The organism is Curtobacterium sp. MCJR17_020 (assembly GCF_003234365.2).
Taxonomy (GTDB): Bacteria; Actinomycetota; Actinomycetes; order Actinomycetales; family Microbacteriaceae; genus Curtobacterium.
In genome coordinates this window covers 3,081,772-3,103,706 of sequence record NZ_CP126260.1, presented here as the reverse complement: position 1 = coordinate 3,103,706, position 21,935 = coordinate 3,081,772, and the positions used below count along the sequence as shown (strand labels likewise).

The window sequence follows — 21,935 nt, the reverse complement described above, 5'->3', positions numbered from 1 at the left end:
ACTCCGTGCGCCCGAACAACCCCGCACCGAGTGAGCAACCGCGCGCCGGCCGCGCTGCCCGCGCACCGCTCAGCGCTTGCGGCCGCGCACCCAGCTCGGCTTCGGCTCCACCGTCGGCACCTTGACGGTCAGCGAACCGGGGTCGATCCGCGCACGGAACGCCGTGATCGCGCCCACCGGGTCCCCGTCGATCTCGAACTCGTCGGGCTTCTCGAGCCGCAGCGTGAACTCCTCGCCGCGCATGTAGCGCAGCGGACGTTCCTGCTTCGCTGCCGTCGTGATGCGTCGACCGATCAGGGTCTCGGAGAGGGCCGAGCGCCGGAACCAGCGCAGGATCCCGTTCTCCCAGAACACGCGGGCACCGATCCGCACCCAGCCGAAGAAGCCGCGGGGGCGCATGACGACGATGTCGAACACGCCGTCGTCGATCTCGGCGTCGGGCAGCAGCATCGCGTTCGCCTGCAACATGCCGCAGTTGCCGACGATGACCGAGTGCGCACGCACCGAACCGTTGCGAGCCGACTCGTCGAGCCGGTACTTGAACTCGAAGCCGTCGGTGTCCCGCACGGAGCGCAGCAGCGAGTCGAGGTAGGCGAGCCACCCGACGCGCTTCTTCAGCTCGGGGCGGGTGTTCGCGATCATCCGGGCGTCGAGCCCGAGGCCCGCCATCACGACGAAGCCGAACTGCTCGCGGGCACCGTCGGGCCGCTCGATGCCGATCAGTCCGAAGTCGATCGCCCGCTCGTGGCCGGAGAAGATCGTGTGCGCGCTGCTCGCCAGGTCGTCGAGGGGGAGCTTCATGTTGCGGGCGAGCAGGTTGCCCGTCCCGCTCGGCAGCAGCGCGAGCGAGGCACCGGAGCCGTGCACGACCTCGGCGACCGCGCGCACGGTGCCGTCACCACCCGCGGCGGCGACGACGTCGGCTCCCGCCTCGAGCGCTGCACGGGCCATGCCCCCGCCCGGGTCTTCCTCGGTGGTCTCGAACCACAGCGTCTCGGCCCAGCCGGCCTCCTGCTGGTGCTGTTCCACGGTGGCCTTGAGGGTCGGCAGGTGGACCTTGACCGGGTTGTAGACCACGGCAGCCGTCCGGTGCTCGGTGGGGAGGGCGTCCTGGTCCGCGGGCGCGGTCTCCGAAGGGGTCGACATGGGATCAACGGTACCGATCGGACGCTGCGAGCGGCGGGTTCCTCCCCATGTCGCCGCCTCTAGGATGGAGCGGTGATCGATCCCCAGCTGCTTCGTGACAACCCGGACGTCATCAAGGCCTCGCAGGAGTCCCGCCGCGCATCCGTCGCCGTGGTCGACGAGGCCGTCGCCGCCGACGCCGCCCGACGCAGCGCGATCACCGCGTTCGAGTCGCTCCGCGCCGAGCAGAACGCCTTCGGCAAGACCGTCGCCAAGGCCCCGAAGGACGAGAAGGCTGCGCTCGTGCAGCAGGCCCAGGCGCTCTCGGCCCAGGTGAAGGAAGCCCAGGCGACCGTCACCGCGGCCGAGGACACCTTCAACTCGGTCGTCCGCGCCATCCCGAACGTCGTCCTGCCCGGCGTCCCCGCCGGTGGCGAAGAGGACTTCGTCACCCTCCGCACCGTCGGCACGAAGCCCGAGTTCGACTTCGAGCCGAAGGACCACGCCGACCTCGGCGAGCACCTCGGCATCATCGACATCCCCCGCGGTGTGAAGGTCTCCGGCTCGCGCTTCTACTTCCTGCGCGGCCTCGGTGCCCGGCTCGAGATCGCGCTCATGTCGCTCGGCCTCGACCGTGCCATCGCCGCCGGCTTCGAGCCGCTCATCACCCCGACGCTCGTCCGCCCCGAGACGATGGCGGGTACCGGCTTCCTCGGCGAGCACGCGGCCGAGGTCTACCGGCTCGAGGCCGACGACCTGTACCTGACCGGCACGAGCGAGGTCGCCCTCGCCGGCTTCCACGCCGACGAGATCCTCGACATCGAGAACACCGCGCACCGCTACGCCGGCTGGTCGACCTGCTACCGGCGCGAAGCCGGCTCGGCGGGCAAGGACAACCGCGGCATCCTGCGCGTGCACCAGTTCAACAAGCTCGAGATGTTCGCCTACGTCCACCCGGACCAGGCCGAGGCCGAGCACGAGAAGCTGGTGTCGTACCAGGAGCAGATGCTGCAGGACCTCGGGCTGCACTACCGCGTGATCGACGTCGCCGCGGGTGACCTCGGCACGAGCGCGGCGAAGAAGTACGACATCGAGGCCTGGGTCCCGACGCAGGGCACCTTCCGCGAGCTCACCTCGACGTCGAACTGCACGACGTTCCAGGCCCGTCGCCTCGACATCCGGTACCGCACCGAGAGCGGCAAGACGGCCCCGGTCGCCACCCTGAACGGCACCCTCGCGACCACCCGCTGGATCGTGGCGATCCTCGAGACCCACCAGCAGGCCGACGGCTCCGTCGTCGTGCCCGAGGTGCTGCGCCCCTACCTCGGTGGCGTCGAGGTGATCGAACCCCGATGAGCGCGCAGGGGCGGTTCGTGGACGGTGCGGCGCAGGGCGCGGGCGCCGGTGCTCCCGCCCGCACGAAGCGGTGGCTGGTCGCCCTCGACATCGACGGCACCACCATGCGCGAGGACGGGGTCGTCACCGAGGCCGTCGTCGCCGCCGTGCGCGCTGCCGAGGCCGCCGGGCACGAGGTCATGCTGTCGACCGGCCGCAGCGAGGGCATGACGGTCCCGCTGCTGGAGACCCTGGGCATCGAGCCGAAGTACCTCGTCTGCGCCAACGGCGCCCTGACCCTGGCCCGTCGTCCGGACGGGTCCTACGAGCGTGTCCACGTCGAGCACTTCGACCCGAGCGACGTCCTGCAGACCATCCGTGGTGCCCTGGAGAACGCGGCTTTCGGCGTCGAGGACGAGACCGGCCACTTCCGGTTGTCCGAGAACTTCCCCGCCGACACCATGACCAACGCCGGCGAGCTGGTGCCGTTCGAGCAGCTGCTCACGGTCGAGGCCACCCGCGTCGTCGTGATCTCGCCGGAGCACGGGCTCGAGGAGTTCCTGCAGATCGTCGAGGACATGGGGCTGCACAAGGTCTCGTACACGGTCGGGTGGACCGCGTGGCTCGACATCGCACCAGAGGGCGTGACGAAGGCCACCGCGATGGAACGCGTGCGCGAGTGGCTCGACATCCCGCGGTCGCGCGTCTTCGCCGCGGGCGACGGCCGCAACGACATCGACATGCTGCGGTGGGCCTCGACCTCCGGTCGTGGCGTCGTGATGGGCCAGGCGCCGGACGACGTCGTGGACGCCGGCAACGAACTCACCGGTGGCGTGTCCGACGACGGCCTGGCAGCGGCGCTCGACTCCCTGCCGCGCTGACCCCGGTGCGGGCTCGGCGCCTCGCACGGTGCTTCGGCGTCGCGCCGGGTGTTCGCGTGGTGCGAGGTTCCGCACTTGGTGCGAGGCTTGAATGCCCGCACTGATTCGGCAACCTCGCACCATTCGGGCGCGGGCGCGCGGGACCTCGCACGGTGCGAGGGGCGGCGCGTGCGTCGAGTGGCCCGGTAGACTTCCCACGACGCGGTCACGTCTCGCCACGTGGTCGCGTCACTGGAGGGTTGTCCGAGCGGCCGATGGAGCCTGTCTTGAAAACAGGTGGGCAGAGATGTCTCGTGGGTTCGAATCCCACACCCTCCGCCACAACCGAGGTCCGTTGATCCGCAGCACCAGGCGGATCTAGCACCCGACCGACATGAGCCACGCGTACATCGCCGACCAGCTCGTGCGGTTCCTCTCACCGATGTGAGTCAGCAACGACAAGACCCCCTCGGGTTCCTTCGGGAGCTCGAGGGGGCCTGTGTTGTGGCGGTCAGGCGGGGACGTGTCCTGTTTCGCTCTGCCGTTCGACGTCTTGACGGGCAAGTCGGTAGTGGTCTTCCCAGCCCGGGGTTCCCTTGCCGGCCATGTGAAGTGCAGTGCGGGCGGCAGAGATCGCTCCCGTCATGGCGTCGGCTTCGTCGGTCGCCTCAAGGATCATCGTGAAGGTGAGCGCTCGCTTCGCGATGTCGAGTTCGAGGTCGGGGTCGATGACGCCCTCAACTTCAAAGAGGGCATCGGCGATCTCGGTGAAGTCGTCCTCAAGCTGGTCCGCTGCGATGTCGGGTGCAACGCACTCGATGCGGAGGAAGAACATGTTCATTGGGTGGCCTCCTGTGTCCAGCAGTCTAGGCGGGCAAGGTTGTGCGTCAGATTAGTGAGGTAGTTCGGGTCTGAAGGCGTGAGATGCACGGTCTTCAGGTGCAAGCCGCAAGGGCACTTGCCCTTGAAGTACTTCCTACCCTTCGTGAACTTCCAGTGATGGTCGTCCTCCGCAGAGCGGAGGAACTTCTCGACGTCTTTGTCGGGATGGCGGGGTCGGCCGTCCGGCATACAGATCCTTCCCCCGGGCGCGTTGTGGCCACCATAACAGCCCTCCGGATGCTTCCTCTTCCCCGTGTCCGGGGCGCGCCGAACCGCGGGTGCCGCCGGGATCCTGGCTCAGCGCGGGGGCAGAGATCGGCTGCACCGCGTCGCGCCACGCCCACGCGCACTCCGCCGCCTGCGAGAACCCCCACTCGACGAGGACCGCTCGCTCCGTGTACGCGATAACGCGTGACTCGACCTCGATACAGCGGTCGGGGAACGTCACCCAGGCGAGGACAGGGTCGGGATCTGCGAGGTCGTAGACGGGGCCACCGTAGGCCGCCTCGGGCAGGCTGAGCGATGGTCCGAGAGACCACCGGTCTCGACGTCTCCGGCCCATGCGGACATGATGTCGGGCACGGCCGACACGAAGGCATTCGCGCTGGCCATACGCTCGGCGCATGAACCCGATCAGCGACATCGTGATCCCCGTCGCGGCGATCCTCGTACCGACAGCGATCGCGATCTGGCTCGCTCGTTCGGAACGGAAGAGCGCGGAGCGGAGCCGGTACCTGGAACGTCGAACGGCCGCAGCCGAACCGATCATCCTGTCCCTCGCGCAGTTCATCTCCCTGGATCCAGTGCATGAACCGATACAGGCGCATCTCCGGGAATTGCGGGGTCGCATCGCGGTGTACCGCACGACGCTTGACACTGAGGACGCCCTGTCCGGGGATTGGCTGGCGCTGCAGCACGAGCGAGGGATGCTCCTGTGGTGGTCAGCCATGCAGACCATGGACGGGAGCACGGACCGTTCCGAGGCGTTCATCCTTGGCGCCTTCAGTGAAGGGCGGACCTGGGCGAACGCAACGATGCAGACCCTCTCCGGATGGCTTGCGGGTCACATCAGCGACGACGTCTTGAAACGCCAAGGCGCCGCCCTGATGAAGCACGAGGGCGAAACGTCGGAGGCGTAGGGGCTCGGCACGTTCCGGATGTAGCCTCGCGTGCCCCTGTTGGGGGCGTGGAGACGAGACGATGCAGCCTGTACGTTCCCGGAGGTGGGGATCGCTCACCAGTGACCCGACCAGGAGAACCGACATGACTAGCACCGCTCCCGCACCCCAGCAGGCTTACGCCAACGCTCGCCCGCAGAAGCACATCGGCACCGCGTACAAGTGGATCTTCTTCTTCGGCATCGTTGGTGCGCACCGCTACTACATGGGCAAGATCGGCACCGGCATCCTCTACACGTTCACCGGAGGCCTCTTCGGCATCGGTGTCCTCGTCGACGTCTTCACCCTCGACGGTCAGGTCATCGACGTCAACGAGAAGAACTCGGTCACACCGACGCTCCGCTGACTCGCCTCCGATGCCGTCGGTGCCTCCGACTAGGTTCCGAGCATGAGCTACGCAGTGGAGCACGACAACAACCGTGACGGCCAAGCAGACGGCCCCTATCGGACTGGCGTGTACAAGACAGTCGCCGACGCCAAGGCTGCTGGCGACCGGCTGGCGGCGAAGGAAGGGCTAGCGAACATCGTGGTCCGCGACGAGGGCGACAATGTGAGCATCTTCGCCGGCAACGTGGTCTCCGAGCTCATCGACGGCGAGTGGCGCGATCGCGGCATCTTCGACGTCCAGAACTGGTGGCCGAAGCTCGATGAGCGCACCCGTACATGGCTCCTCGAGCACGCTGAGGAGCGCATCCCGACTGAAGTGCTCCATCGTGTCGTTGCAGCAGGGGGCATCGTGCCCGGAACCTCTTGGGAGGGCCAGGACTACGAATTCCGTCTCCCCGAAGCTGCGGTCGCTTGGATCACGGCGCATCGCTAGCGTCCGAGCCGTAACTGCTGCAACGATGCCTGGCATGGCGGAGCTGGGCGAACTGCAGCGCGGGCAGCGGTGGGCGTACCGGATCGCGCGGTCGTCCGCCACGTTCCACGAAGCTGCAGTCGTGAAGGTCGGCGACAAGAAGGTGCAGGTGGAGCTCGTCGCTGACCGCTGGGAGGGCAAGCGAGAGTGGGTCTCGCCGGCTCGCCTCGAGGTGAGGTGGGACCTGCGTCACGAGCACATCGCCGAAGAACGGAAGATGCTCGCCCTCCGTCGTGCGTCGCCCGCCAAGGATGAGAGGTCGGCAGCCGATGAAGTGCTGTTCCTGCTCGTGCCGCTCGACATCGCCGAGTACACCGCGGACACTTCCGGCACCACGACGGTCCACAAAGTCGGACGTCTGGCCGATCTGGTCGGGCTGCCAGTGTCGGACCTCGTCGCGGCGCCGGCCAACGAGCACGAGGCTGACCTGCTCGTGCCATGGCAGACGACCGTGGCAATCGCACGGGCTGCAGCGGCCCGCTACCCCCACCGGGTCCTGCGCGAGATCGAGAAGGCAGAGCAGCAGCTCAACGACGACTTGATCGACGGAACGGTCATCACGGGGCTCGACGGCGAAGACCATCACCTCTCGCCGGACGATGTCCGAGCTCGGTTCGAGAAGCGCGAACGACCACGCCTCGATCGGCTACGGTCGATCGTCGGTGCCAAGCGCACGGCGGACCTCCTGGAGCGGCGAGATCTGTTGGACAGGCTCCGGCGGTCCACCAGCGTCGCTCGTCGTGTCCTCGACGTTCTGCAGCCGACCCAGAAGCGGCTTGTCGCAAAGCTGCGCGAAGAGCTCGACGCCGCGGCCGACGGTGTCAACTTCGAGCCAGGGGAGTGACTGTGGGTCGTGCCCACAATTTGCCCACATCTGCCCGTGATTGGAGCGCATGCTCGTGATTCAGCGACACCCGAAGTCGGCCAATAACCGGCAAAGCGTGGATGAGACCGGGCGACCTCGCCGTTCCGGGGCGGGTTCGAATCCCACACCCTCCGCCATGGACACCCGGTTGCGCCTGCTCCGCGTCGACGACGCGGCGACGCTCGCCGCCGTCATCACCGCGAGCGCCGACCACCTGCGACCGTGGGAGCCGTCCCGGGCACCGGCGTACTTCACCGAGCAGGGCCAGCACGACGTCATCGTGCAGTCGCTCGCTGCGGAGCGCGCCGGCACCGCGGTCCCGTTCGTGATCGAGTCGACCGACGGTGAACTCCTCGGGCGCATCACGCTGAGCGGCGTCACCCGCGGAGCCCTGCAGTCCTGCGCGATGGGGTACTGGATCCGCGCCGACCGGCTGCGTCAGGGTCACGCCTCCCGCGCCGTCGCCGCTGCTGCCGCCCACGCGTTCGACGTCCTCCGACTCCACCGGGTGCAGGCCGAGACCCTTCCGGAGAACGTGGGCTCGCAGCGTGCGCTCGAGTCCGCGGGGTTCACCCGCTACGGGTTCGCGCCGGAGTACATCACGATCAACGGAGCGTGGCGCGACCACGTCATGTTCCAGCTCCTCGCACCACCGCCTGCCACGCGGCGCCCTCGATGATCGAGGTCGTCGAACACCAGCCGTCGTGGCCCGAGCGGTTCGCGATGTTGCGGGACGCGTACGCCGCGGCCCTCGACGACGCCGGCGCTCGGTACCGCAGCATCGAACACGTCGGCAGCACCTCGGTGCCCGGACTGGCGGCGAAGCCCGTGATCGACGTCGACATCGTGGTCGACGCCAGCGACGTCGCGGCGGCGGTCGCTGCGCTGGCCACGATCGGCTTCGAGCCTCGCGGAGACCTCGGCGTCCCCGACCGGCAGGCCTTCCGGACACCCGAGCGCTTCGCCCCGAGCAACACCTACGTCGCCACCGCTGGATCGCTCTCGCTCCGGAACCACCTCGCCGTCCGCGACGTGCTGCGCGCCGACCCGGCCCTGCGCGAAGAGTACGCCGCCGTGAAGCGCCGGGCGGCCGCCGAGGCCGAGGACATCGACGACTACATCGAGCGCAAGAGCGGCGTGCTCAGTCGTGTCCTGGCTGCCGCAGGCATCTCCGTCGAGGAGCGCGCCGCGATCACCGAAGTGAACCGCGACATCACCGGCAGAGGCGCCCGCGGCTGACCGTTCTGGTTCGCGAACCTCGCGGTTCCCGAACCAGGAGCGTCAACGTTCCTGGTCCTCGACGCCGTCGTGCTCCCGCTCCCACTCGTCCTTCCGCGCCACCGCTTGGTCGAGCTGTTGATTCCGCACTGTTCGCTCCGCAGCGGTCTGACCGACGTAGCCACCCACGGCGAGCAGAGCCGAGCCGACACCGAGCAGGACCTTCGTCAACTCGCCGCCCGAGGTCGTCAGCAGCCAGAGTGCGAGCGCGCCGAAGCCGACGATCGGGAGCCGGAGGGCGGACGCCAGGAACTGCACGTCCTCCACCGTACGGCGCGCGACGCGCTCTCGACGTCAATCAGGCGCTGGCGAGCGCCGGGTACAGCGCCGTCAACGGTGCGCTGAGCCCGGCCCGCACGTCACGGCTGACCTGGTCCGCCAGCACCTCGTGCTCGCCGGCCTCGACGGCGTCCCAGATGAGCCGGACGATGTCGGCCGGGTCGGACTTCTCGACGTCGAGCCCCGCGGTCATGCCGGTGTCGGTGTAGCCGAGGTGTGCGCCGACGACCTGGGTGCCCTGGGGTGCGAGCTCGAGGCGGAGCGAGTTCGTGATCGACCAGAACGCCGCCTTCGACGCCGAGTACGCACCGGCCAGGGCGACCCAGCTCAGGGCCGAGTGCACGTCGATCAGCGCGCCGCCGCCGATCGTGGGAGCGAAGGCCTTCGCGACACGGAGCGCGCCGAAGACGTTCGTCGCGAAGATGCGCTCGACCTCCGCGACCGAGGTGTCGACGAGCGGGTCGGCACCGGCGATCCCGGCGTTGTTCACGACGATCGTGGTGTCCGCGGCGGCACGGGCAGCGGCGTCGACGCTCTCCTGGCTCGTGACGTCGAGGGCGAGCGGCACGATGCGCGCGTCGTCCCAGGTGCGCGGGGTGCGGGCGGTCGCGTAGACCTTGGCGGCGCCGCGGTCCAGGGCCTGCTGGACGAACTCGGCGCCGAGGCCGCCGTTCGCTCCGGTGACGAGGACGATGGCGTTGGTGAGGTTGGTCATGTGAGGCTCCAGACGAGAGAAGTTGAGTACGGAAACCGAACCTAGCACGTTGTGTCCGGAAATCGAACCCAGCTAGGATGAACGCATGCTCGGCATCCTCGGCGGCGACGAGCGCTGCCCCATCGCACGGTCCCTCGACGTCCTCGGCGAGAAGTGGACGCTCATGATCGTGCGTGACGCCCTCGCCGGTTCCACGCGCTTCAGTCAGTTCCAGCAGAGCCTCGGCGTTCCGCGCGAAGTCCTGACCGCGCGACTGTCCTCCCTCGTCGACGGGGGAGTGCTCGAGCGCACGACCTACAAGCCGGAGGGTGCCCGGGCGCGCGAGGAGTACGTGCTCACCGACGCCGGCCGCGACCTCTCGCTGGTGTTGCTGGCGCTCGGCGGGTGGGCCGACCGGTACCGGCCGTCCGAGCTGACGTCGGACCTGCGCTTCGTCGACACCGAGTCCGGCGAACCGGTCGAAGCGGTCGCGGTGACGCAGGAGTCCCAGCAGCGTGTGCCGCTCCAGCGGCTCACCGCCGTGACGGAGCGTGCGTCCGACACGTGACGCAGTCGTGTGCGGTGCCGATAGCGATCGATGTGGGACAACAAGACCGAACCGACACCTCGCCCGAGCAGGATCGATGGAAGCACTTCATGCCGAAGCGGACCAACGGGCGCGTGCCGACCGAGGCGGACGTAACTGCGTACTTACGCGCAGCGAAGGACGCGGATCTGCGGCAAAAGGTCCTCGGGGAACTGCGAGATCGGTCGCAGCTCGGTCCAGGCCTGTTCTTGCAGCTGCTCGGAGCGGGGACAGCGATGTTCGCCATCTTGGCGGCGACCGCATCATCGGTCATCTCATCGATCGCGGCATCGGATTCCGACACCGCTTTCGGGTTCAGCCTCGTGTTCTACGTCGTGATCGTCACCGCGACGGTGATCTTCTTCGTCGTCTGTTTCCTCAGCGCCATCGTTCGGCAGCTGAAGTCACGGGTCGCTGCCGTCTGGCTGGCCGCTTACGAGGAGGCGGAACGCCGGCCGTGGTGGAAGCGATCACGAGGCGGCGTGAAGGTGAACACGGCCAGCTGACGGACGGGAGGCCCTTGGCGGGCCCGCCCCGCGCCTCCCGTCCGTCTGGTGGGTGCGTCAGCGACGCACGTCGCATCCGCAACTCGCGCCCAGGACCAACTCGGCGGGCACGAGGTCGCGGTGCCACTGGTTGTCCGCGTCGAGCCCGAGCACGCGGTCGACGGCGGCGGTCGCCATCGTCTCGATCGGCTGCCGGACCGTCGTGAGCTGCGGGTTCGTGTAGTCCGCCTCGGCACCGCCGTCGAACGACACGATCGCGACGTCCTCTGGTGCCCGCAGGCCGAGTTCCCACAGTGCCCGCAGCACACCGACGGCCTGCATGTCCGAGCTGACGAAGACGGCCCGGGGTCCCGTCCCGTCCGCGAACATGCGGAGGCCGGCCTCGTACCCACCCCGTCGGGTGAAGTCGCAGCGCACGATCGGGCCGTCCGGCAGTCCGGCGTCGCGCAGGGCCCGCATCCAGCCCTGTTCGCGGAGTTCCATCGAGCCGGCGTGCCCCATCACCAGGCCGATCGACCCGTAGCCGTGCTCGACCAGGTGCCGGGTGCCGTCGTACGCGCCGCGCAGGGCGTCGACGCCGATGCTCGCGTAGTCGGGGACCTCGAAGAAGGTGTTGAGCAGGACGAGCGGGATGCCCGGGTCGGAGACGTTGGACAGGTCCGGGTGGGTCATGATGCTCGTCAGGATTATGCCGTCGACCTGGCGGGCGGACAGGCTGCGGAGCCGTTCGCGCTCCTGGGTGCCGTCACCGTCGCTGTTGGCGAGCAGGACGTCGTAGCCGCGGGCGGCCGCGGCGTGGGTGACCTCGACGGCGAGCTCCGACCAGAACGGGTTGTCGAGCTCGGGCACGATGAGCCCGAGCATCTTCGACGACCCGGTGCGCAGGGCCTGGGCGCTGGCGTTCGGGCGGTACCCGAGGACCCGGATGGCGTCGCGGACCCGGGCGGCGGTGGCGGCCGCGACGGGGCGGGGGCCGTCGTGCACGACGTAGCTGACGACCGAGGTGCTCACGCCGGCGTACCGGGCGACGTCGGCGCGGGTGACCGCCCTCGGGGTCGTCGGGACGGTCACGGGTGCCACCTTCGTCGGGTCGGAAGTCGCGTTCGGGTGCCGGTCCGTGCGGACCGACACCCGAACACCACTTGCTATTCGCTGGCGATACTAGACGAGGGCGCCGCCGAGGTCGTCTCCGGGGCGTCCCCGAAGTCCGGCACCTCGAGGCGTGCGCCGCCCTGCAAGGCCGACTGGTGGGCGATGATGCCGGGCAGCGTGAAGCGCGCGGCGGTCCAGGCGTTCACCGGCGGCAGCGTCCGGTCGACGACGGCGCGGACGAAGTCGTCGGCCAGGAACTGGTGGCTGCCCTCGTGCCCGGTCGGCACGCCGGCGTACTCGGCGGGCAGGCGGTCGGTGTCGTGCACTTCGGCGTACCCGGACACGAACGCGTCGCGCAGCGAGGGGTCGACGCCGGCGAGACGCGGGTCGTCGAGGTCCATCGTCGCCTGCGTGTTGATCTTGTCGCTGATGTCGTGCGAGTCCTCCTTGTCCTGCCAGACGCTGGTCTTCGCGAGCTGCTCGAAGCTGGCTTCGGTGCCGAAGTAGCGGAAGCGGGACTCGCGGATGTGCGACGGGTAGCCGACACGGCGCATCTCGTTGATGCGCATGACGCCGCCGTTGTCGAGCTCGAACAGGGCGGTGGCGTTCGAGAAGTCGTTGTCGAACTGGCTGACGTCCTTGTCGAAGACGCCGTCGCCCCGGTCGTCCTTGACGCCGATGCAGCTGACGCTGACCGCGTGGCCCGGGATGGCGCCGAGGACGCCGCCGACCGAGTGGGTCGGGTACAGCATGGGCGGGTAGCTGGCGGTGCGCTTCCAGTCCTCGCCACCGCTGAACTGGTACGCGGCGTAGAACCCGAGGTCCATGTCGTGGACGTAGTCGCCCTCGGAGTAGAAGACCCGGCCGAAGGCGCCGTCGGCGACCTGCTTGCGGGCGAACACCGTCGCGGGGTTGTAGTAGCTCGTCTCGCCCATCATGTAGGTGAGCCCGGTTTCACGGACGGCCTCGATGATGTCGCGGATCTCGTCGACCGAGATCGCCATCGGCACCGCCGAGTAGACGTGCTTGCCGGCGCGGAGCGCCTTGACGACGAGCGGACCGTGCGTCCAGCGCTGCGTGAAGATCGCGACGGCGTCGACGTCCGAGGCGAGCACGGCGTCGAAGTCGGCGAACGTGCCGTCGAGGTGCTGCGACTCGACGAGCTCCGACGCGCGGTCGTCGACGAGGTCGGTCACGAAGACGCGGTCGACGTCCGGGTGGAGCTTGAACAGCTTGGCGAACTGGGGGGCGAACTGGCCCGCGCCGACCATTCCGACAGAGATCATCAGTGACCTTTCCAGGGTGAGGGATGCGTCGCCGGGCAGGTCGCGCCGATGCGATCGACCGCCATCCTGACACGATTGTCTACACGTGACAACCCCGGATTCGGAGCGTGAAAAAGCCTCTTGCCACCCGGTGTCACCACGTGTAGATTCCCGGCTCGCGGACTGCTGCACGTCAGTCCACCGCAGACGAAGGAGTCGCGATGGCCACCGAGAGCCCTGTGTCGTCACCCTTGACGACCGCCAGCACGAGACGGAGGAGTCGGGCAGCCGACCTCCCGCTCGCCCGTACCACCGTCCCACGCCGCCGCCGTCCCCGGAACGACCTGTGGCTCGCGCTGCTCTTCATCGCCCCGGCCGCGATCGGCTTCGTGGTGTTCCTCGCCTGGCCGACCGTGCGGGGCATCTACCTGAGCTTCACGTCCTACAACCTGCTCACCGAACCGGAGTTCACCGGGCTGCAGAACTACGCGCGGCTCATGCAGGACTCGATCTTCTGGCACTCGATGGTCGTCACCATCGAGTACGTGCTCATCAACATCGTCATCCAGACGGTCGTCGCACTCTTCATCGCCGTGATGATGCACCGCCTGACGAAGTCGACCTTCGTACGCGGCATCGTCCTCGCGCCCTACCTGGTGTCGAACGTCGTCGCGGCGCTCGTCTGGCTGTGGATCCTCGACACGCAGCTCGGCATCGGCAACGAGATGCTCGCGGCCCTCGGCCTGGACCGCATCCCGTTCCTGCAGAGCGACGTCTGGGGCATCCCGTCGATCGCGCTCATCAACGTGTGGCGGCACGTCGGCTACACGGCGCTCCTGATCTTCGCCGGCCTGCAGTCGTTGCCCGAGACGGTGTACGAAGCCGGCCGCATCGACGGTGCGAGCGAGTGGAAGATGTTCTGGCGCATCACGGTGCCGCTGCTCCGCCCGATCCTGTCGCTGGTGCTCATCATCACCGTGATCGGGTCGTTCCAGGTGTTCGACACCGTCGCCGTCACCACGCAAGGCGGCCCCGCGAACGCCACGAACGTCGTGCAGAACTACATCTACAACCTGGCGTTCGGCCGGTTCCAGTTCGGCTACGCGTCCGCGGTCTCGGTCGCGCTCCTCATCGTCCTCAGCATCATCACGATCATCCAGTACCGCCTCACCCGCTCGGGTGAGTCGGACCTGGACTGAACGGAGCGCCGCACCATGACCACGACCCTCACCCGTTCCGTCACCACGAAGCGTCCGCCCCGACTCGGAGCAGGCCACCGTCGCCGTCCGTCGGTCGGCCGCGTCCTCGCCTGGGTCGCGATGATCATCGTCATCGTCGTCACCCTGTTCCCGTTCTACTGGATCCTGCGCACCGCCCTGTCGTCCAACGGTGCGATCAACTCCGACCCGACGTCACTGCTGCCCGTCGGGTTCAGCCTGGGCGGGTTCGAGCGGGTCCTCGGCCTGCAGTCCACCGAGGAGGCCCTGGCCCAGGGCGGCTCCGGCGCTGCCCTGAACTTCTGGCGGTACCTGCTCAACTCGGTGATCGTGTCGACGCTCGTCACGGTCGGCCAGGTGTTCTTCTCGGCCGCTGCCGCGTACGCCTTCGCCCGACTGCGCTGGCCCGGACGCGACAAGGTCTTCGGGGTGTTCCTCGCCGGCCTGATGGTGCCCGCGATCTTCACGCTGCTGCCGAACTTCACGCTCATCAAGCAGCTCGGGCTCGTCGACAACCTGCTCGGCATCGCGTTGCCGACGATGTTCATGACCCCGTTCGCGGTGTTCTTCCTGCGGCAGTTCTTCCTCGGCATCTCGAAGGAGGTCGAGGAGGCCGCACTGATCGACGGCGCGGGCAAGGTCCGGGTGTTCTTCCGGCTCGTCATCCCGATGGCCGCTGCACCGATCGCGACGCTCGCCGTGCTGACGTACATCACGAGCTGGAACGACTACTTCTGGCCGCTCATGGTGTCGTACACCGACAGCTCGCGGGTGCTCACCGTCGCACTCGGCGTCTTCAAGTCGCAGTCCCCGCAGTCCGGCACCGACTGGGCCGGGCTCATGTCCGCGACCCTCGTGGCGGCGCTCCCGATGATCGTGCTGTTCGGCGTCTTCGCCAAGCGGATCGTCAACTCCATCGGCTTCTCCGGGATCAAGTAGCCCCGGCTCGGACAGGACCACCACCATGACGAACAACCTCTCCCGCCGCGCCCTCTTCGCCGGTGGGGCATCCGCCCTCGCCCTCGGTGCGCTCGCCGCCTGCTCGTCCCCGAGCCGCGGGACCGCGTCCACGAGCGGCGCCCGCACCGTGAGCTACTGGCTCTGGGACTCCAACCAGCTGCCCGCCTACCAGCAGGTCGCGAAGGCCTTCCACCGCGAGAATCCCGACATCACGGTGCAGATCACCCAGCTCGGGTGGGCCGACTACTGGACCAAGCTGACGGCCGGGTTCATCGCCGGCACCGCGCCGGACGTCTTCACCGACCACCTGACGAAGTTCCCGCAGTTCTCCGACCTCGACGTGCTCTACAAGCTCGACGAGCTCGACGCGACGAAGTCCATCAGCGACGACGACTACCAGTCCGGCCTCGCCGAACTGTGGAAGGGCCAGGACGGGCACCGCTACGGCTCGCCGAAGGACTGGGACACCATCGGGATGTTCTACGACCGGAAGGCGATGCAGCAGGCCGGCGTCTCCGACGACGAGCTCGCCACGCTCGAGTGGAACCCCGACGACGGCGGCTCGTTCGAGCGGATGCTCGCGCACCTGACCATCGACTCCAAGGGTCGGCGGGGTGACGAGCCCGGGTTCGACAAGGAGGACGTCGAGGTCTACGGCATCTCGTCGAACGGGTCCGGCGGCGACGGCTTCGGCCAGACGCAGTGGTCGCCCTTCACCGGGTCGACCGACTGGTTCTACACGAACGAGAACCCGTGGGGCGACAAGTTCCGCTACGACGAGAAGACCGTGCAGGACACCCTCGCCTGGTACTACCGCCTGGCCGACAAGGGCTACATGGCGAAGTACGGCGTCTTCTCGACGACGACCGGTCCGGACGTGCAGCTCGGCGCGGGCAAGTGCGCGCTGTCCTTCAACGGCTCGTGGATGATCGGCACGTACCTGAACATGAAGGACCTCGACATCGCCGTCGCGCCGACGCCGATCGGGCCGACGGGCAAGCGGGCGTCGATGTTCAACGGGCTCGGCGACTCGATCACGAAGCAGGCGAAGGACCCGGAGGCGGCGGCGAAGTGGGTCGCGTTCCTCGGCAGCGACACCGCGCAGGAGATCGTCGGCCGCGCGGGCGTGGTGTTCCCGGCCCGTCCCGCCGGTACCGAGGCGGCGGTCGCGTCGTTCCGGAAGCGCGGGCTGGACGTGTCGGCCTTCACCCGGCAGGTCGAGGAGAAGACCACGTTCCTGTTCCCCGTCACCCGCAACCCGGCGGACGTGCAGGCGCTGCTGCAGCCGGCCTTCGACAACGTCTACGCGAACGGCAAGCCGATCTCGACGTTGACCGGCATCAACGAGCAGGTCAACAACCTGCTGGCGCTCACCTGAGCGCGCGGGTCGCCTGACGCGGTCTGACGCGACCAGGACCGGACGGGAGGCGCGGTGCGGACCCGCCCCGCGCCTCCAGACCGTCAGACTGGTCACGTGGAACGACGTGAGCAGATCCTGGTGGCCGCTGCGGAGGAGTTCGACCGCGTCGGCTTCGCCGCCGCGACGATCGCGGCCATCGCCCGCGGGGCGGGCGTCTCGCAGGGGGCGCTGCACTTCCACTTCCCGACCAAGCTGGCCCTCGCGCTCGGCGTGATCGACGAGCAGAACGTCCGGACCTTCGACGTCGTGAGCCACACCGAGCAGTCACCAGCAGCTGCCCTGGTCGGCGCCTCACGAGCCATCGCGGACCTGCTGCGGACCGACCCGATCGTGCGGGCGGGCATCCGGTTGTCACTCGAGCGCGGCGAGTTCCACGCGGCGACGGTCAGCTTCTACGAGCAGTGGATCGGCGGGATCGTCGACGTGTTCCGGCTCGCGATCGCGAGCGGCGAGCTCCGCACCGACCTGACCGCGGAGCAGCTCGGTGCCACCGTCGTGCCGTACTTCACGGGCGTGCAACTGGTGTCCGACGTCCGCACCGGGCGAGCCGACCTGTTCCCCGCGGTCGAGACGATGTGGCGGGTGGTCCTGACGGCCACGGCGGACCCGGCGCACCGCGACCGGTTGCTGGGGGTCGTCGACGACGCGTTCAGCGGTCGTGGAGTTCGCGGTCGCGGAACCACTTGAGCAGCCACGCGGCGCTCGTGCGGTCGAACGACCGCGGGAAGTCGGTCTCGCCGGACAGGAACGGACTGAAGCCCGGCTCCGCGTGGACGTCCGCGTCGTCGAGCGAGCGGTAGGCCATCGACCAGCCGTCGAAGCGTCGTCGCTCGATGTCCTCGCGGATGAGCGACTTGACCTCGCCGTGCCGCGGATCACGGCTGATGGCGGCGAACCGGTCGTCGACGCTCCACGCGGGGCCCTCGAGCAACTGCATGAAGCGGCCGCCCTTCACGACGAGCAGCCCGGAGACGCCGAGCGCCTCGTTGCGGAGCCGTGAGCCGTCCAGCAGCGTCGCGAGGTCGCCGTCGTCGAAGGGGACGACGGCGCGACTCATGTAGACGATGGAGACGAGCACGGGTCCATCTTCGTGCGACGGGCCCGGTTGCGCGAAACGGATGTCCGCAGAACGCCCCGGGGTTCAGTCGGCGGGGAGTTCGTGGGCCGTGACGTCCTCGTTGCGCTTCTTGCGCCACGGACGCGCGGGGGTGTTCGGGCCGTCCCAGACCAGGATCGCGCCCCACGCGGCGGCGAGCAGCGGCACCGAGATGATGGCACCGGTGATGCCCGCCAGGACGGTGCCCGCGGTCAGGCCGATCAGGATGACCAGACCGTGCAGCTTGAGGGTGCGTCCCATCAGCACCGGCTGGAGCAGGTTGCCCTCGAGCTGGTTCACCAGGATCACGATCCCGACGACGATGAGCGCCTGGACCGGACCGAGTGCGACGAGCGCGACCAGGGCGGCGAGGATGCCGGCTGCCGTCGCACCGACGATCGGGATGAAGGCCGTGATGAACACGACGACGGCCAGGGGGAGTGCCAGCGGGACGCCGACGATCGCGATGCCGACACCGATGCCGATGGCGTCGACAGCGGCGACCGTGGCGGTACCGCGCACGTACCCGCCGAGGGTCGAGACCACGCGGTCGCCCACCCGACGTGCACGCTCGTAGCGCTCACCGGTGAACGGACGGAGCAGGAACTCCCAGATGCTCGGGCCGTCCTTGAGGAAGAAGAACAGCACCACGATCATCAGCACGAGACCGGTCAGGAAGTTCGCGGTGGCCGAGGCACCGGCCAGGGCACCGGAGCCGAACTGCGCACTCGTGATGAAGTCGGTGACGGTCGCAACGGCGTCGTCGACCTGCTTGTCCGAGATCGAGATCGGTAGGTTCTTCGCGAAGTCCTGCAACTGCTGGAACCCGTCGACGGCCGACTTCTGCAGCTGCGACCACTGGTTCTCGACGGCGACGACGATCAGCCAGCCGATCAGCCCGAGGATGACGAGCACGCCGAGGAGCACGGACAGGGTCGCCAGCACCGACGGCACCTTGTGCTTGCGGAGCCAGGACACGACCGGGTGCATGGCCGAAGCGATGATGAGCGCGAGGAGCACCGGGATGGTGACGACGCTCAGCACGCTGCCGGCGTAGACGACGCCGGCGACGACCACCACGACGATGATCACCTGCAGGCACCGCGTCGCCAGGCGGCCCGTCGAGTCGGACCACGCCGCCTGGATCTTCGAGGGGGTGGTCGGCTGGGGGCTGTCGCGGAAGAACGGCATGGGATCGACCGTACCGATCCGCGGGGCGGCGCGCCCGGACCCGCGCCCGGCGTCTCGGATCAGGTGGGGACGGTCCGCCGCAGGTCGGCGTCACGGGCGGCGGGCGCGACGACGAAGGCGGCGACGAGCAGCACGAGGGGCACCAGCATCGCCGCCTGCAGCCCGAGGTGCTCGCCGACGAAGCCGAGCAGGGGTGGTCCGACCAGGAACGCGATGTAGCCGGCGGTGGCCACGACCGACACGCGGCGGTCCCCGTCGGTCGGGTGGTCACCCGCTGCCGAGATCGCGAGCGGGAACCCGAGGGCGATGCCGAGTCCCCAGACGGCCGCGGCGATCGCCGTGACGACCGGACTCGGCGAGACCACCACGAGCAGGACCCCGATCCCGCCGACCGCGGCGCAGAGCCGGACGACCGGGCCCCGCCCGAGCCGCGTGACGAGCGGGGTACCGGCCGATCGACCGATGAGCATGGCGAGCGCGAACCCGGTGAAGACCAGCGAGCCGACCGCTTCCGGAGCGTCGTGGTCGGTCGTCATCAGGAGCGGGAGCCAGTCGCTGGCGGCACCCTCGGCGAAGGCCATCGCGAGCGTGATCACCGCGATGAGGGCGAGCTGCACGGTGATGACGGAGCGGCGGGTCGCCGTGGTGACGCGAGACGCGCCGGCGGCGTCTGCGGTGTCGGCTCCCTCCGTCTGCACTCCGGCACGCGGGAGGGGCTGCAGGTTGAGGGCAGCGAACGCCGCGAGTGCCGCCATCACCGCAGCCCCCACCAGCAGGTGCACGACCACCGGTGTCCGGGCAGCCGTCATCGCGATGCCGACGACCCCGCCGACGACGGTCCCCAGGCTGAAGCAGGCGTGCAGCACGGGCACCACCGGGCGGCCGATGCGCCGTTCGACCGCGGCGGCCTCGACGTTGAGCCCGATCTCGGCGACCCCGGACCCGAACCCGATCAGGAACAGCCCCGCCCAGACACCCGCCGGCGCCTGCGCCGGGGCGAGCAGGGCGACGAGGACCATCCCGACGACGGGCAGTGCACCACCGAGCAGGATCAACGGTCGTGTCCCGAGCCGTCGGACGAGCGCACCGGCACCGAGGATCCCGATCATCGACCCGATCGACAGCCCGAGGAGCACGAGCCCCATCGCCTCGATCGACGCCCCGAGTTCGTCGCGGATGGCGGGCGTCCTGGTCACCCACGTGGCGATGCCGAAGCCGGTCATCGTCGACGTGGCGAACAGGGCCCCTCGAGGGTGCCGGGTCATGTGACCATCTGAGCGGTCCGCCGACAGCCCGTCAAGGGTGCGGTCGTCAGCGGAGCATGCCGAGGGCGCGGGCCTCGGAGACCGCGGCCGTGCGCGAGGACACCCCGAGCTTCGAGAACACGTGCACCAGGTGCGACTTCACGGTGGCGTCGCTGATGTGCAGGCGCGCGGCGACGGCGCCGTTCGACGCCCCCTCGGCGACGAGGCGCAGCACCTCGAGCTCCCGCGCCGACAGGCTCACCGACGGGGCGCGCATCCGCGCCATGAGCCGACCCGCGATCGTCGGCGCGAGGGCGCTCTGACCGGACGCGGCGGCGCGGACGGCCGCGACGAGGTCGTGCGGGGGTGCGTCCTTGAGCAGGTACCCGCTCGCGCCGGCCTCGACCGCACCGAGGATGTCCCCGTCGGAGTCGTAGTTCGTCAGCACGAGCACGTAGGGCGCGGCGTCGAGCGCGCGGATCCGTCGCGTCGCGTCCGCCCCGGTGAGGTCCTGCCCGAACTGCAGGTCCATGAGGACGAGTTCCGGCGAGAGCCGGGCGGCGAGGTCCACGGCCTCGTCTGGTGTGGACGCCTCACCCGCGACGACGATGCCGTCCGTGCCGTCGAGGAGTGCTCGGAGCCCGGCGCGGACCACCGGGTGGTCGTCGGCGATGAGGATGCGGATCACCGGACCTCCAGGGTCGCGACGAGCGTCGTCCCGCGGCCAGGAGCCGAGTCGATCTCGAGCCGGCCGCCGAACTGCTCGACGCGCTCTTCGGTGGCACGCAACCCGAACGAGTCGGTCGTGCCCGACCGGTCGTGGACGGCGACCGGGTCGAAACCGACGCCGTCGTCCGCGATGGTGAGCCGGGCCTCCTGACCGTCCACGGTGAGTGACAGTCGGACGTGGGTGGCCGCGGCGTGCTGCACCACGTTGGCGACGGCGCCCTGGGCGATGCGGAGCAGCGCGGTCTGGACGTCCATCGGCAACGCGGCCTCCGCGACGTCGACCGTGACGTCGAGGCCGTCGCGCGACCACTGGGAGCCGGCCAACCGTTCCAGAGCTGCTCCGAGTCCGCGTTCGAGCGCCGGTGGTGCGAGTTCGCGGATGAACCGGCGGGTGTCGGCGAGGCCCTCGGCAGCGGTCTCACGGGCGAGCCGGATGTGCTCCGTCCCCGGACGCTCCCCGTCCGCGCGCTCGGCCGCGTGCAGCAGCATCTGGATGCTCGACAACCCCTGCGCGACCGTGTCGTGGATCTCACGGGCCAACCGGGCCCGCTCGGCGAGGACGCCTTGCTCGCGTTCGGTGACGGCCAACCGGTCGCGCGTGGCGAGGAGCTCGGCGACCAGGGCCTCGCGTTCGACTGCCTCGCGCGCGAGCGCCCGGTACCCCAGTCCGATGAGCAGTGCGACACCCGCTCCGACGAGCGGACCGACCACACCACCGACGGTGAAGCCGCCGTGCAGTCCGAGGGCGACGACGGCGACGAGGGTCGCAGCGATGACGGCCACCGGTCCGACGATGCGCGGCAGGACGTGCAGGTACAGGAAGAAGAGCGGGAAGACGAGGTAGGCGGCCTCGGGGACGCCGACGAGCAGGGCGATCCAGACGAGGGTCAGGGCGATGAGCCAGACCGCACCGGCGACCGTCCGACGGCGGCCGTCGCCGCGCGCCACGACCGCCCTGAGCAGGTACACGCCCGCGAACACCGCAGCCAGGGCAAACCGCACCCACGTGCCGGGGCCACCGTCCACGAGGACCCGCACGACGACCAGGGTGAGCAGCGCGGCCGACAGCACGTGCAGGCCGGTCCGCAGACCGACGAAGACCGGGGTGAGGGTGCTGTGCGCCATGTGCTCCCCAGCGTACGGAGGCACCGGCCTGCGGGGATCAACCGAAAGTTCGATCGGAGGACCGAACCCTCCGGCGATGCCGGGTGGGAATGCCGCGGCGAGGCTGGGAGTCGTGGTCGCGGAAGGTCCGTGACCAGGGAAGGGAACCC

At 69.3% G+C, this 21,935-nt stretch carries 25 protein-coding genes and 1 tRNA gene; 15 read left to right on the top strand and 11 right to left on the bottom strand.

Annotated elements, in window-relative coordinates; translation table 11 throughout:
• Positions 1–69 precede the first annotated feature (69 nt).
• Positions 70–1,146: a diacylglycerol/lipid kinase family protein gene (locus DEJ14_RS14715; RefSeq protein WP_111084683.1), complete on the bottom strand. Its 1,077-nt coding sequence runs from the start codon at positions 1,144–1,146 to the stop codon at positions 70–72.
• A gap of 72 nt (positions 1,147–1,218) precedes the next feature.
• On the opposite strand from DEJ14_RS14715, the gene serS reads away from it, so the two are divergent.
• The 3 genes from serS (at position 1,219) to DEJ14_RS14700 (ending at position 3,662) form a co-directional block, all read left to right on the top strand.
• Positions 1,219–2,481, top strand: coding sequence for a serine--tRNA ligase (serS, locus tag DEJ14_RS14710; protein ID WP_111084682.1), 1,263 nt, complete (start codon positions 1,219–1,221; stop codon positions 2,479–2,481).
• A complete protein-coding gene (locus DEJ14_RS14705) occupies positions 2,478–3,341 on the top strand; it encodes an HAD-IIB family hydrolase (RefSeq protein ID WP_111084681.1) in 864 nt (287 codons plus the stop codon). The genes serS and DEJ14_RS14705 overlap by 4 nt, the downstream gene beginning before the upstream one ends.
• A gap of 233 nt (positions 3,342–3,574) precedes the next feature.
• A tRNA-Ser gene (locus DEJ14_RS14700) sits at positions 3,575–3,662 on the top strand.
• Positions 3,663–3,831: 169 nt separating this feature from the next.
• On the opposite strand, the gene DEJ14_RS14695 is transcribed toward DEJ14_RS14700, so the two are convergent.
• On the bottom strand, positions 3,832–4,161 hold the full coding sequence (locus DEJ14_RS14695) for a hypothetical protein (protein ID WP_146249709.1): 330 nt from the start codon (positions 4,159–4,161) through the stop codon (positions 3,832–3,834).
• A gap of 664 nt (positions 4,162–4,825) precedes the next feature.
• Between DEJ14_RS14695 and DEJ14_RS14690 the strand changes: the two genes are divergently transcribed.
• From DEJ14_RS14690 to DEJ14_RS14665, 6 genes are all read left to right on the top strand, one after another.
• Positions 4,826–5,341, top strand: coding sequence for a hypothetical protein (locus DEJ14_RS14690; RefSeq protein ID WP_111084678.1), 516 nt, complete (start codon positions 4,826–4,828; stop codon positions 5,339–5,341).
• Between the two features lie 124 nt (positions 5,342–5,465).
• The gene (locus tag DEJ14_RS14685) at positions 5,466–5,726 is read left to right on the top strand and encodes a TM2 domain-containing protein (RefSeq protein ID WP_220036397.1); all 261 of its coding nucleotides are present in this window, start codon (positions 5,466–5,468) and stop codon (positions 5,724–5,726) included.
• Positions 5,727–5,768: 42 nt separating this feature from the next.
• Positions 5,769–6,200 (top strand): hypothetical protein, encoded by a 432-nt coding sequence (locus DEJ14_RS14680; protein WP_111084676.1) that lies wholly within the window; start codon positions 5,769–5,771, stop codon positions 6,198–6,200.
• A gap of 34 nt (positions 6,201–6,234) precedes the next feature.
• A complete protein-coding gene (locus tag DEJ14_RS14675) occupies positions 6,235–7,083 on the top strand; it encodes a hypothetical protein (protein WP_111084675.1) in 849 nt (282 codons plus the stop codon).
• A gap of 157 nt (positions 7,084–7,240) precedes the next feature.
• Positions 7,241–7,783, top strand: coding sequence for a GNAT family N-acetyltransferase (locus DEJ14_RS14670; RefSeq protein WP_111084674.1), 543 nt, complete (start codon positions 7,241–7,243; stop codon positions 7,781–7,783).
• A complete protein-coding gene (locus DEJ14_RS14665; RefSeq protein WP_111084673.1) occupies positions 7,780–8,343 on the top strand; it encodes a GrpB family protein in 564 nt (187 codons plus the stop codon). Before DEJ14_RS14670 ends, DEJ14_RS14665 begins: the two co-directional genes overlap by 4 nt.
• Positions 8,344–8,385: 42 nt before the next feature.
• Here the strand turns inward: DEJ14_RS14665 and DEJ14_RS14660 are convergent, their stop codons facing one another.
• Together DEJ14_RS14660 and DEJ14_RS14655 are read right to left on the bottom strand one after the other, a co-directional pair.
• Positions 8,386–8,640: a hypothetical protein gene (locus DEJ14_RS14660; RefSeq protein WP_146249708.1), complete on the bottom strand. Its 255-nt coding sequence runs from the start codon at positions 8,638–8,640 to the stop codon at positions 8,386–8,388.
• 40 nt (positions 8,641–8,680) lie between these two features.
• A complete protein-coding gene (locus DEJ14_RS14655; protein WP_111084671.1) occupies positions 8,681–9,376 on the bottom strand; it encodes an SDR family oxidoreductase in 696 nt (231 codons plus the stop codon).
• A gap of 85 nt (positions 9,377–9,461) precedes the next feature.
• Between DEJ14_RS14655 and DEJ14_RS14650 the strand changes: the two genes are divergently transcribed.
• Both DEJ14_RS14650 and DEJ14_RS14645 read left to right on the top strand, forming a co-directional pair.
• A complete protein-coding gene (locus tag DEJ14_RS14650) occupies positions 9,462–9,923 on the top strand; it encodes a winged helix-turn-helix transcriptional regulator (RefSeq protein WP_111084670.1) in 462 nt (153 codons plus the stop codon).
• Positions 9,920–10,447, top strand: coding sequence for a hypothetical protein (locus DEJ14_RS14645; protein WP_181437453.1), 528 nt, complete (start codon positions 9,920–9,922; stop codon positions 10,445–10,447). Before DEJ14_RS14650 ends, DEJ14_RS14645 begins: the two co-directional genes overlap by 4 nt.
• A gap of 57 nt (positions 10,448–10,504) precedes the next feature.
• Here the strand turns inward: DEJ14_RS14645 and DEJ14_RS14640 are convergent, their stop codons facing one another.
• Together DEJ14_RS14640 and DEJ14_RS14635 are read right to left on the bottom strand one after the other, a co-directional pair.
• Positions 10,505–11,518, bottom strand: coding sequence for a LacI family DNA-binding transcriptional regulator (locus DEJ14_RS14640; RefSeq protein WP_258373211.1), 1,014 nt, complete (start codon positions 11,516–11,518; stop codon positions 10,505–10,507).
• Between the two features lie 74 nt (positions 11,519–11,592).
• The gene (locus DEJ14_RS14635; RefSeq protein WP_502868764.1) at positions 11,593–12,825 is read right to left on the bottom strand and encodes a Gfo/Idh/MocA family protein; all 1,233 of its coding nucleotides are present in this window, start codon (positions 12,823–12,825) and stop codon (positions 11,593–11,595) included.
• 200 nt (positions 12,826–13,025) lie between these two features.
• On the opposite strand from DEJ14_RS14635, the gene DEJ14_RS14630 reads away from it, so the two are divergent.
• The 4 genes from DEJ14_RS14630 (at position 13,026) to DEJ14_RS14615 (ending at position 17,088) form a co-directional block, all read left to right on the top strand.
• Positions 13,026–14,003, top strand: coding sequence for a carbohydrate ABC transporter permease (locus DEJ14_RS14630; RefSeq protein WP_258373210.1), 978 nt, complete (start codon positions 13,026–13,028; stop codon positions 14,001–14,003).
• Positions 14,004–14,018: 15 nt separating this feature from the next.
• Positions 14,019–14,960 (top strand): carbohydrate ABC transporter permease, encoded by a 942-nt coding sequence (locus DEJ14_RS14625; protein ID WP_111084668.1) that lies wholly within the window; start codon positions 14,019–14,021, stop codon positions 14,958–14,960.
• A 25-nt stretch (positions 14,961–14,985) separates the two neighbouring features.
• The gene (locus tag DEJ14_RS14620) at positions 14,986–16,359 is read left to right on the top strand and encodes an ABC transporter substrate-binding protein (RefSeq protein WP_111084667.1); all 1,374 of its coding nucleotides are present in this window, start codon (positions 14,986–14,988) and stop codon (positions 16,357–16,359) included.
• Positions 16,360–16,455: 96 nt separating this feature from the next.
• Positions 16,456–17,088 carry a ScbR family autoregulator-binding transcription factor gene (locus DEJ14_RS14615; RefSeq protein ID WP_181437452.1) on the top strand — a complete coding sequence of 211 codons (633 nt, stop codon included), beginning with the start codon at positions 16,456–16,458 and terminating at the stop codon, positions 17,086–17,088.
• Here the strand turns inward: DEJ14_RS14615 and DEJ14_RS14610 are convergent.
• The 5 genes from DEJ14_RS14610 to DEJ14_RS14590 form a co-directional block, all read right to left on the bottom strand.
• Positions 17,051–17,479: a BLUF domain-containing protein gene (locus tag DEJ14_RS14610; RefSeq protein ID WP_111084665.1), complete on the bottom strand. Its 429-nt coding sequence runs from the start codon at positions 17,477–17,479 to the stop codon at positions 17,051–17,053. The two genes, DEJ14_RS14615 and DEJ14_RS14610, sit on opposite strands and share 38 nt — an antisense overlap.
• A 63-nt stretch (positions 17,480–17,542) precedes the next feature.
• Positions 17,543–18,688: an AI-2E family transporter gene (locus DEJ14_RS14605; protein WP_111084664.1), complete on the bottom strand. Its 1,146-nt coding sequence runs from the start codon at positions 18,686–18,688 to the stop codon at positions 17,543–17,545.
• A 59-nt stretch (positions 18,689–18,747) separates the two neighbouring features.
• A complete protein-coding gene (locus tag DEJ14_RS14600; RefSeq protein ID WP_111084663.1) occupies positions 18,748–19,953 on the bottom strand; it encodes an MFS transporter in 1,206 nt (401 codons plus the stop codon).
• A 46-nt stretch (positions 19,954–19,999) separates the two neighbouring features.
• Positions 20,000–20,620, bottom strand: a complete 621-nt coding sequence (locus DEJ14_RS14595) for a response regulator (RefSeq protein ID WP_111084662.1) — start codon at positions 20,618–20,620, stop codon at positions 20,000–20,002.
• Entirely contained in the window at positions 20,617–21,786 is a 1,170-nt protein-coding gene (locus DEJ14_RS14590; protein WP_111084661.1) for a sensor histidine kinase, read from the bottom strand. Before DEJ14_RS14590 ends, DEJ14_RS14595 begins: the two co-directional genes overlap by 4 nt.
• Between the last annotated feature and the right edge of the window lie 149 nt (positions 21,787–21,935).

Bases quoted from the DNA above. Each gene is read 5' to 3' on its own strand.
- DEJ14_RS14715 (WP_111084683.1), bottom strand. From the start codon at position 1,146: ATGTCGACCCCTTCGGAGACCGCGCCCGCGGACCAGGACGCCCTCCCC.
- DEJ14_RS14705 (WP_111084681.1), top strand. From the start codon at position 2,478: ATGAGCGCGCAGGGGCGGTTCGTGGACGGTGCGGCGCAGGGCGCGGGC.
- DEJ14_RS14695 (WP_146249709.1), bottom strand. From the start codon at position 4,161: ATGAACATGTTCTTCCTCCGCATCGAGTGCGTTGCACCCGACATCGCA.
- DEJ14_RS14690 (WP_111084678.1), top strand. From the start codon at position 4,826: ATGAACCCGATCAGCGACATCGTGATCCCCGTCGCGGCGATCCTCGTA.
- DEJ14_RS14685 (WP_220036397.1), top strand. From the start codon at position 5,466: ATGACTAGCACCGCTCCCGCACCCCAGCAGGCTTACGCCAACGCTCGC.
- DEJ14_RS14680 (WP_111084676.1), top strand. From the start codon at position 5,769: ATGAGCTACGCAGTGGAGCACGACAACAACCGTGACGGCCAAGCAGAC.
- DEJ14_RS14675 (WP_111084675.1), top strand. From the start codon at position 6,235: ATGGCGGAGCTGGGCGAACTGCAGCGCGGGCAGCGGTGGGCGTACCGG.
- DEJ14_RS14670 (WP_111084674.1), top strand. From the start codon at position 7,241: ATGGACACCCGGTTGCGCCTGCTCCGCGTCGACGACGCGGCGACGCTC.
- DEJ14_RS14665 (WP_111084673.1), top strand. From the start codon at position 7,780: ATGATCGAGGTCGTCGAACACCAGCCGTCGTGGCCCGAGCGGTTCGCG.
- DEJ14_RS14655 (WP_111084671.1), bottom strand. From the start codon at position 9,376: ATGACCAACCTCACCAACGCCATCGTCCTCGTCACCGGAGCGAACGGC.
- DEJ14_RS14650 (WP_111084670.1), top strand. From the start codon at position 9,462: ATGCTCGGCATCCTCGGCGGCGACGAGCGCTGCCCCATCGCACGGTCC.
- DEJ14_RS14635 (WP_502868764.1), bottom strand. From the start codon at position 12,825: ATGATCTCTGTCGGAATGGTCGGCGCGGGCCAGTTCGCCCCCCAGTTC.
- DEJ14_RS14630 (WP_258373210.1), top strand. From the start codon at position 13,026: ATGGCCACCGAGAGCCCTGTGTCGTCACCCTTGACGACCGCCAGCACG.
- DEJ14_RS14625 (WP_111084668.1), top strand. From the start codon at position 14,019: ATGACCACGACCCTCACCCGTTCCGTCACCACGAAGCGTCCGCCCCGA.
- DEJ14_RS14620 (WP_111084667.1), top strand. From the start codon at position 14,986: ATGACGAACAACCTCTCCCGCCGCGCCCTCTTCGCCGGTGGGGCATCC.
- DEJ14_RS14605 (WP_111084664.1), bottom strand. From the start codon at position 18,688: ATGCCGTTCTTCCGCGACAGCCCCCAGCCGACCACCCCCTCGAAGATC.
- DEJ14_RS14600 (WP_111084663.1), bottom strand. From the start codon at position 19,953: ATGACCCGGCACCCTCGAGGGGCCCTGTTCGCCACGTCGACGATGACC.
- DEJ14_RS14590 (WP_111084661.1), bottom strand. From the start codon at position 21,786: ATGGCGCACAGCACCCTCACCCCGGTCTTCGTCGGTCTGCGGACCGGC.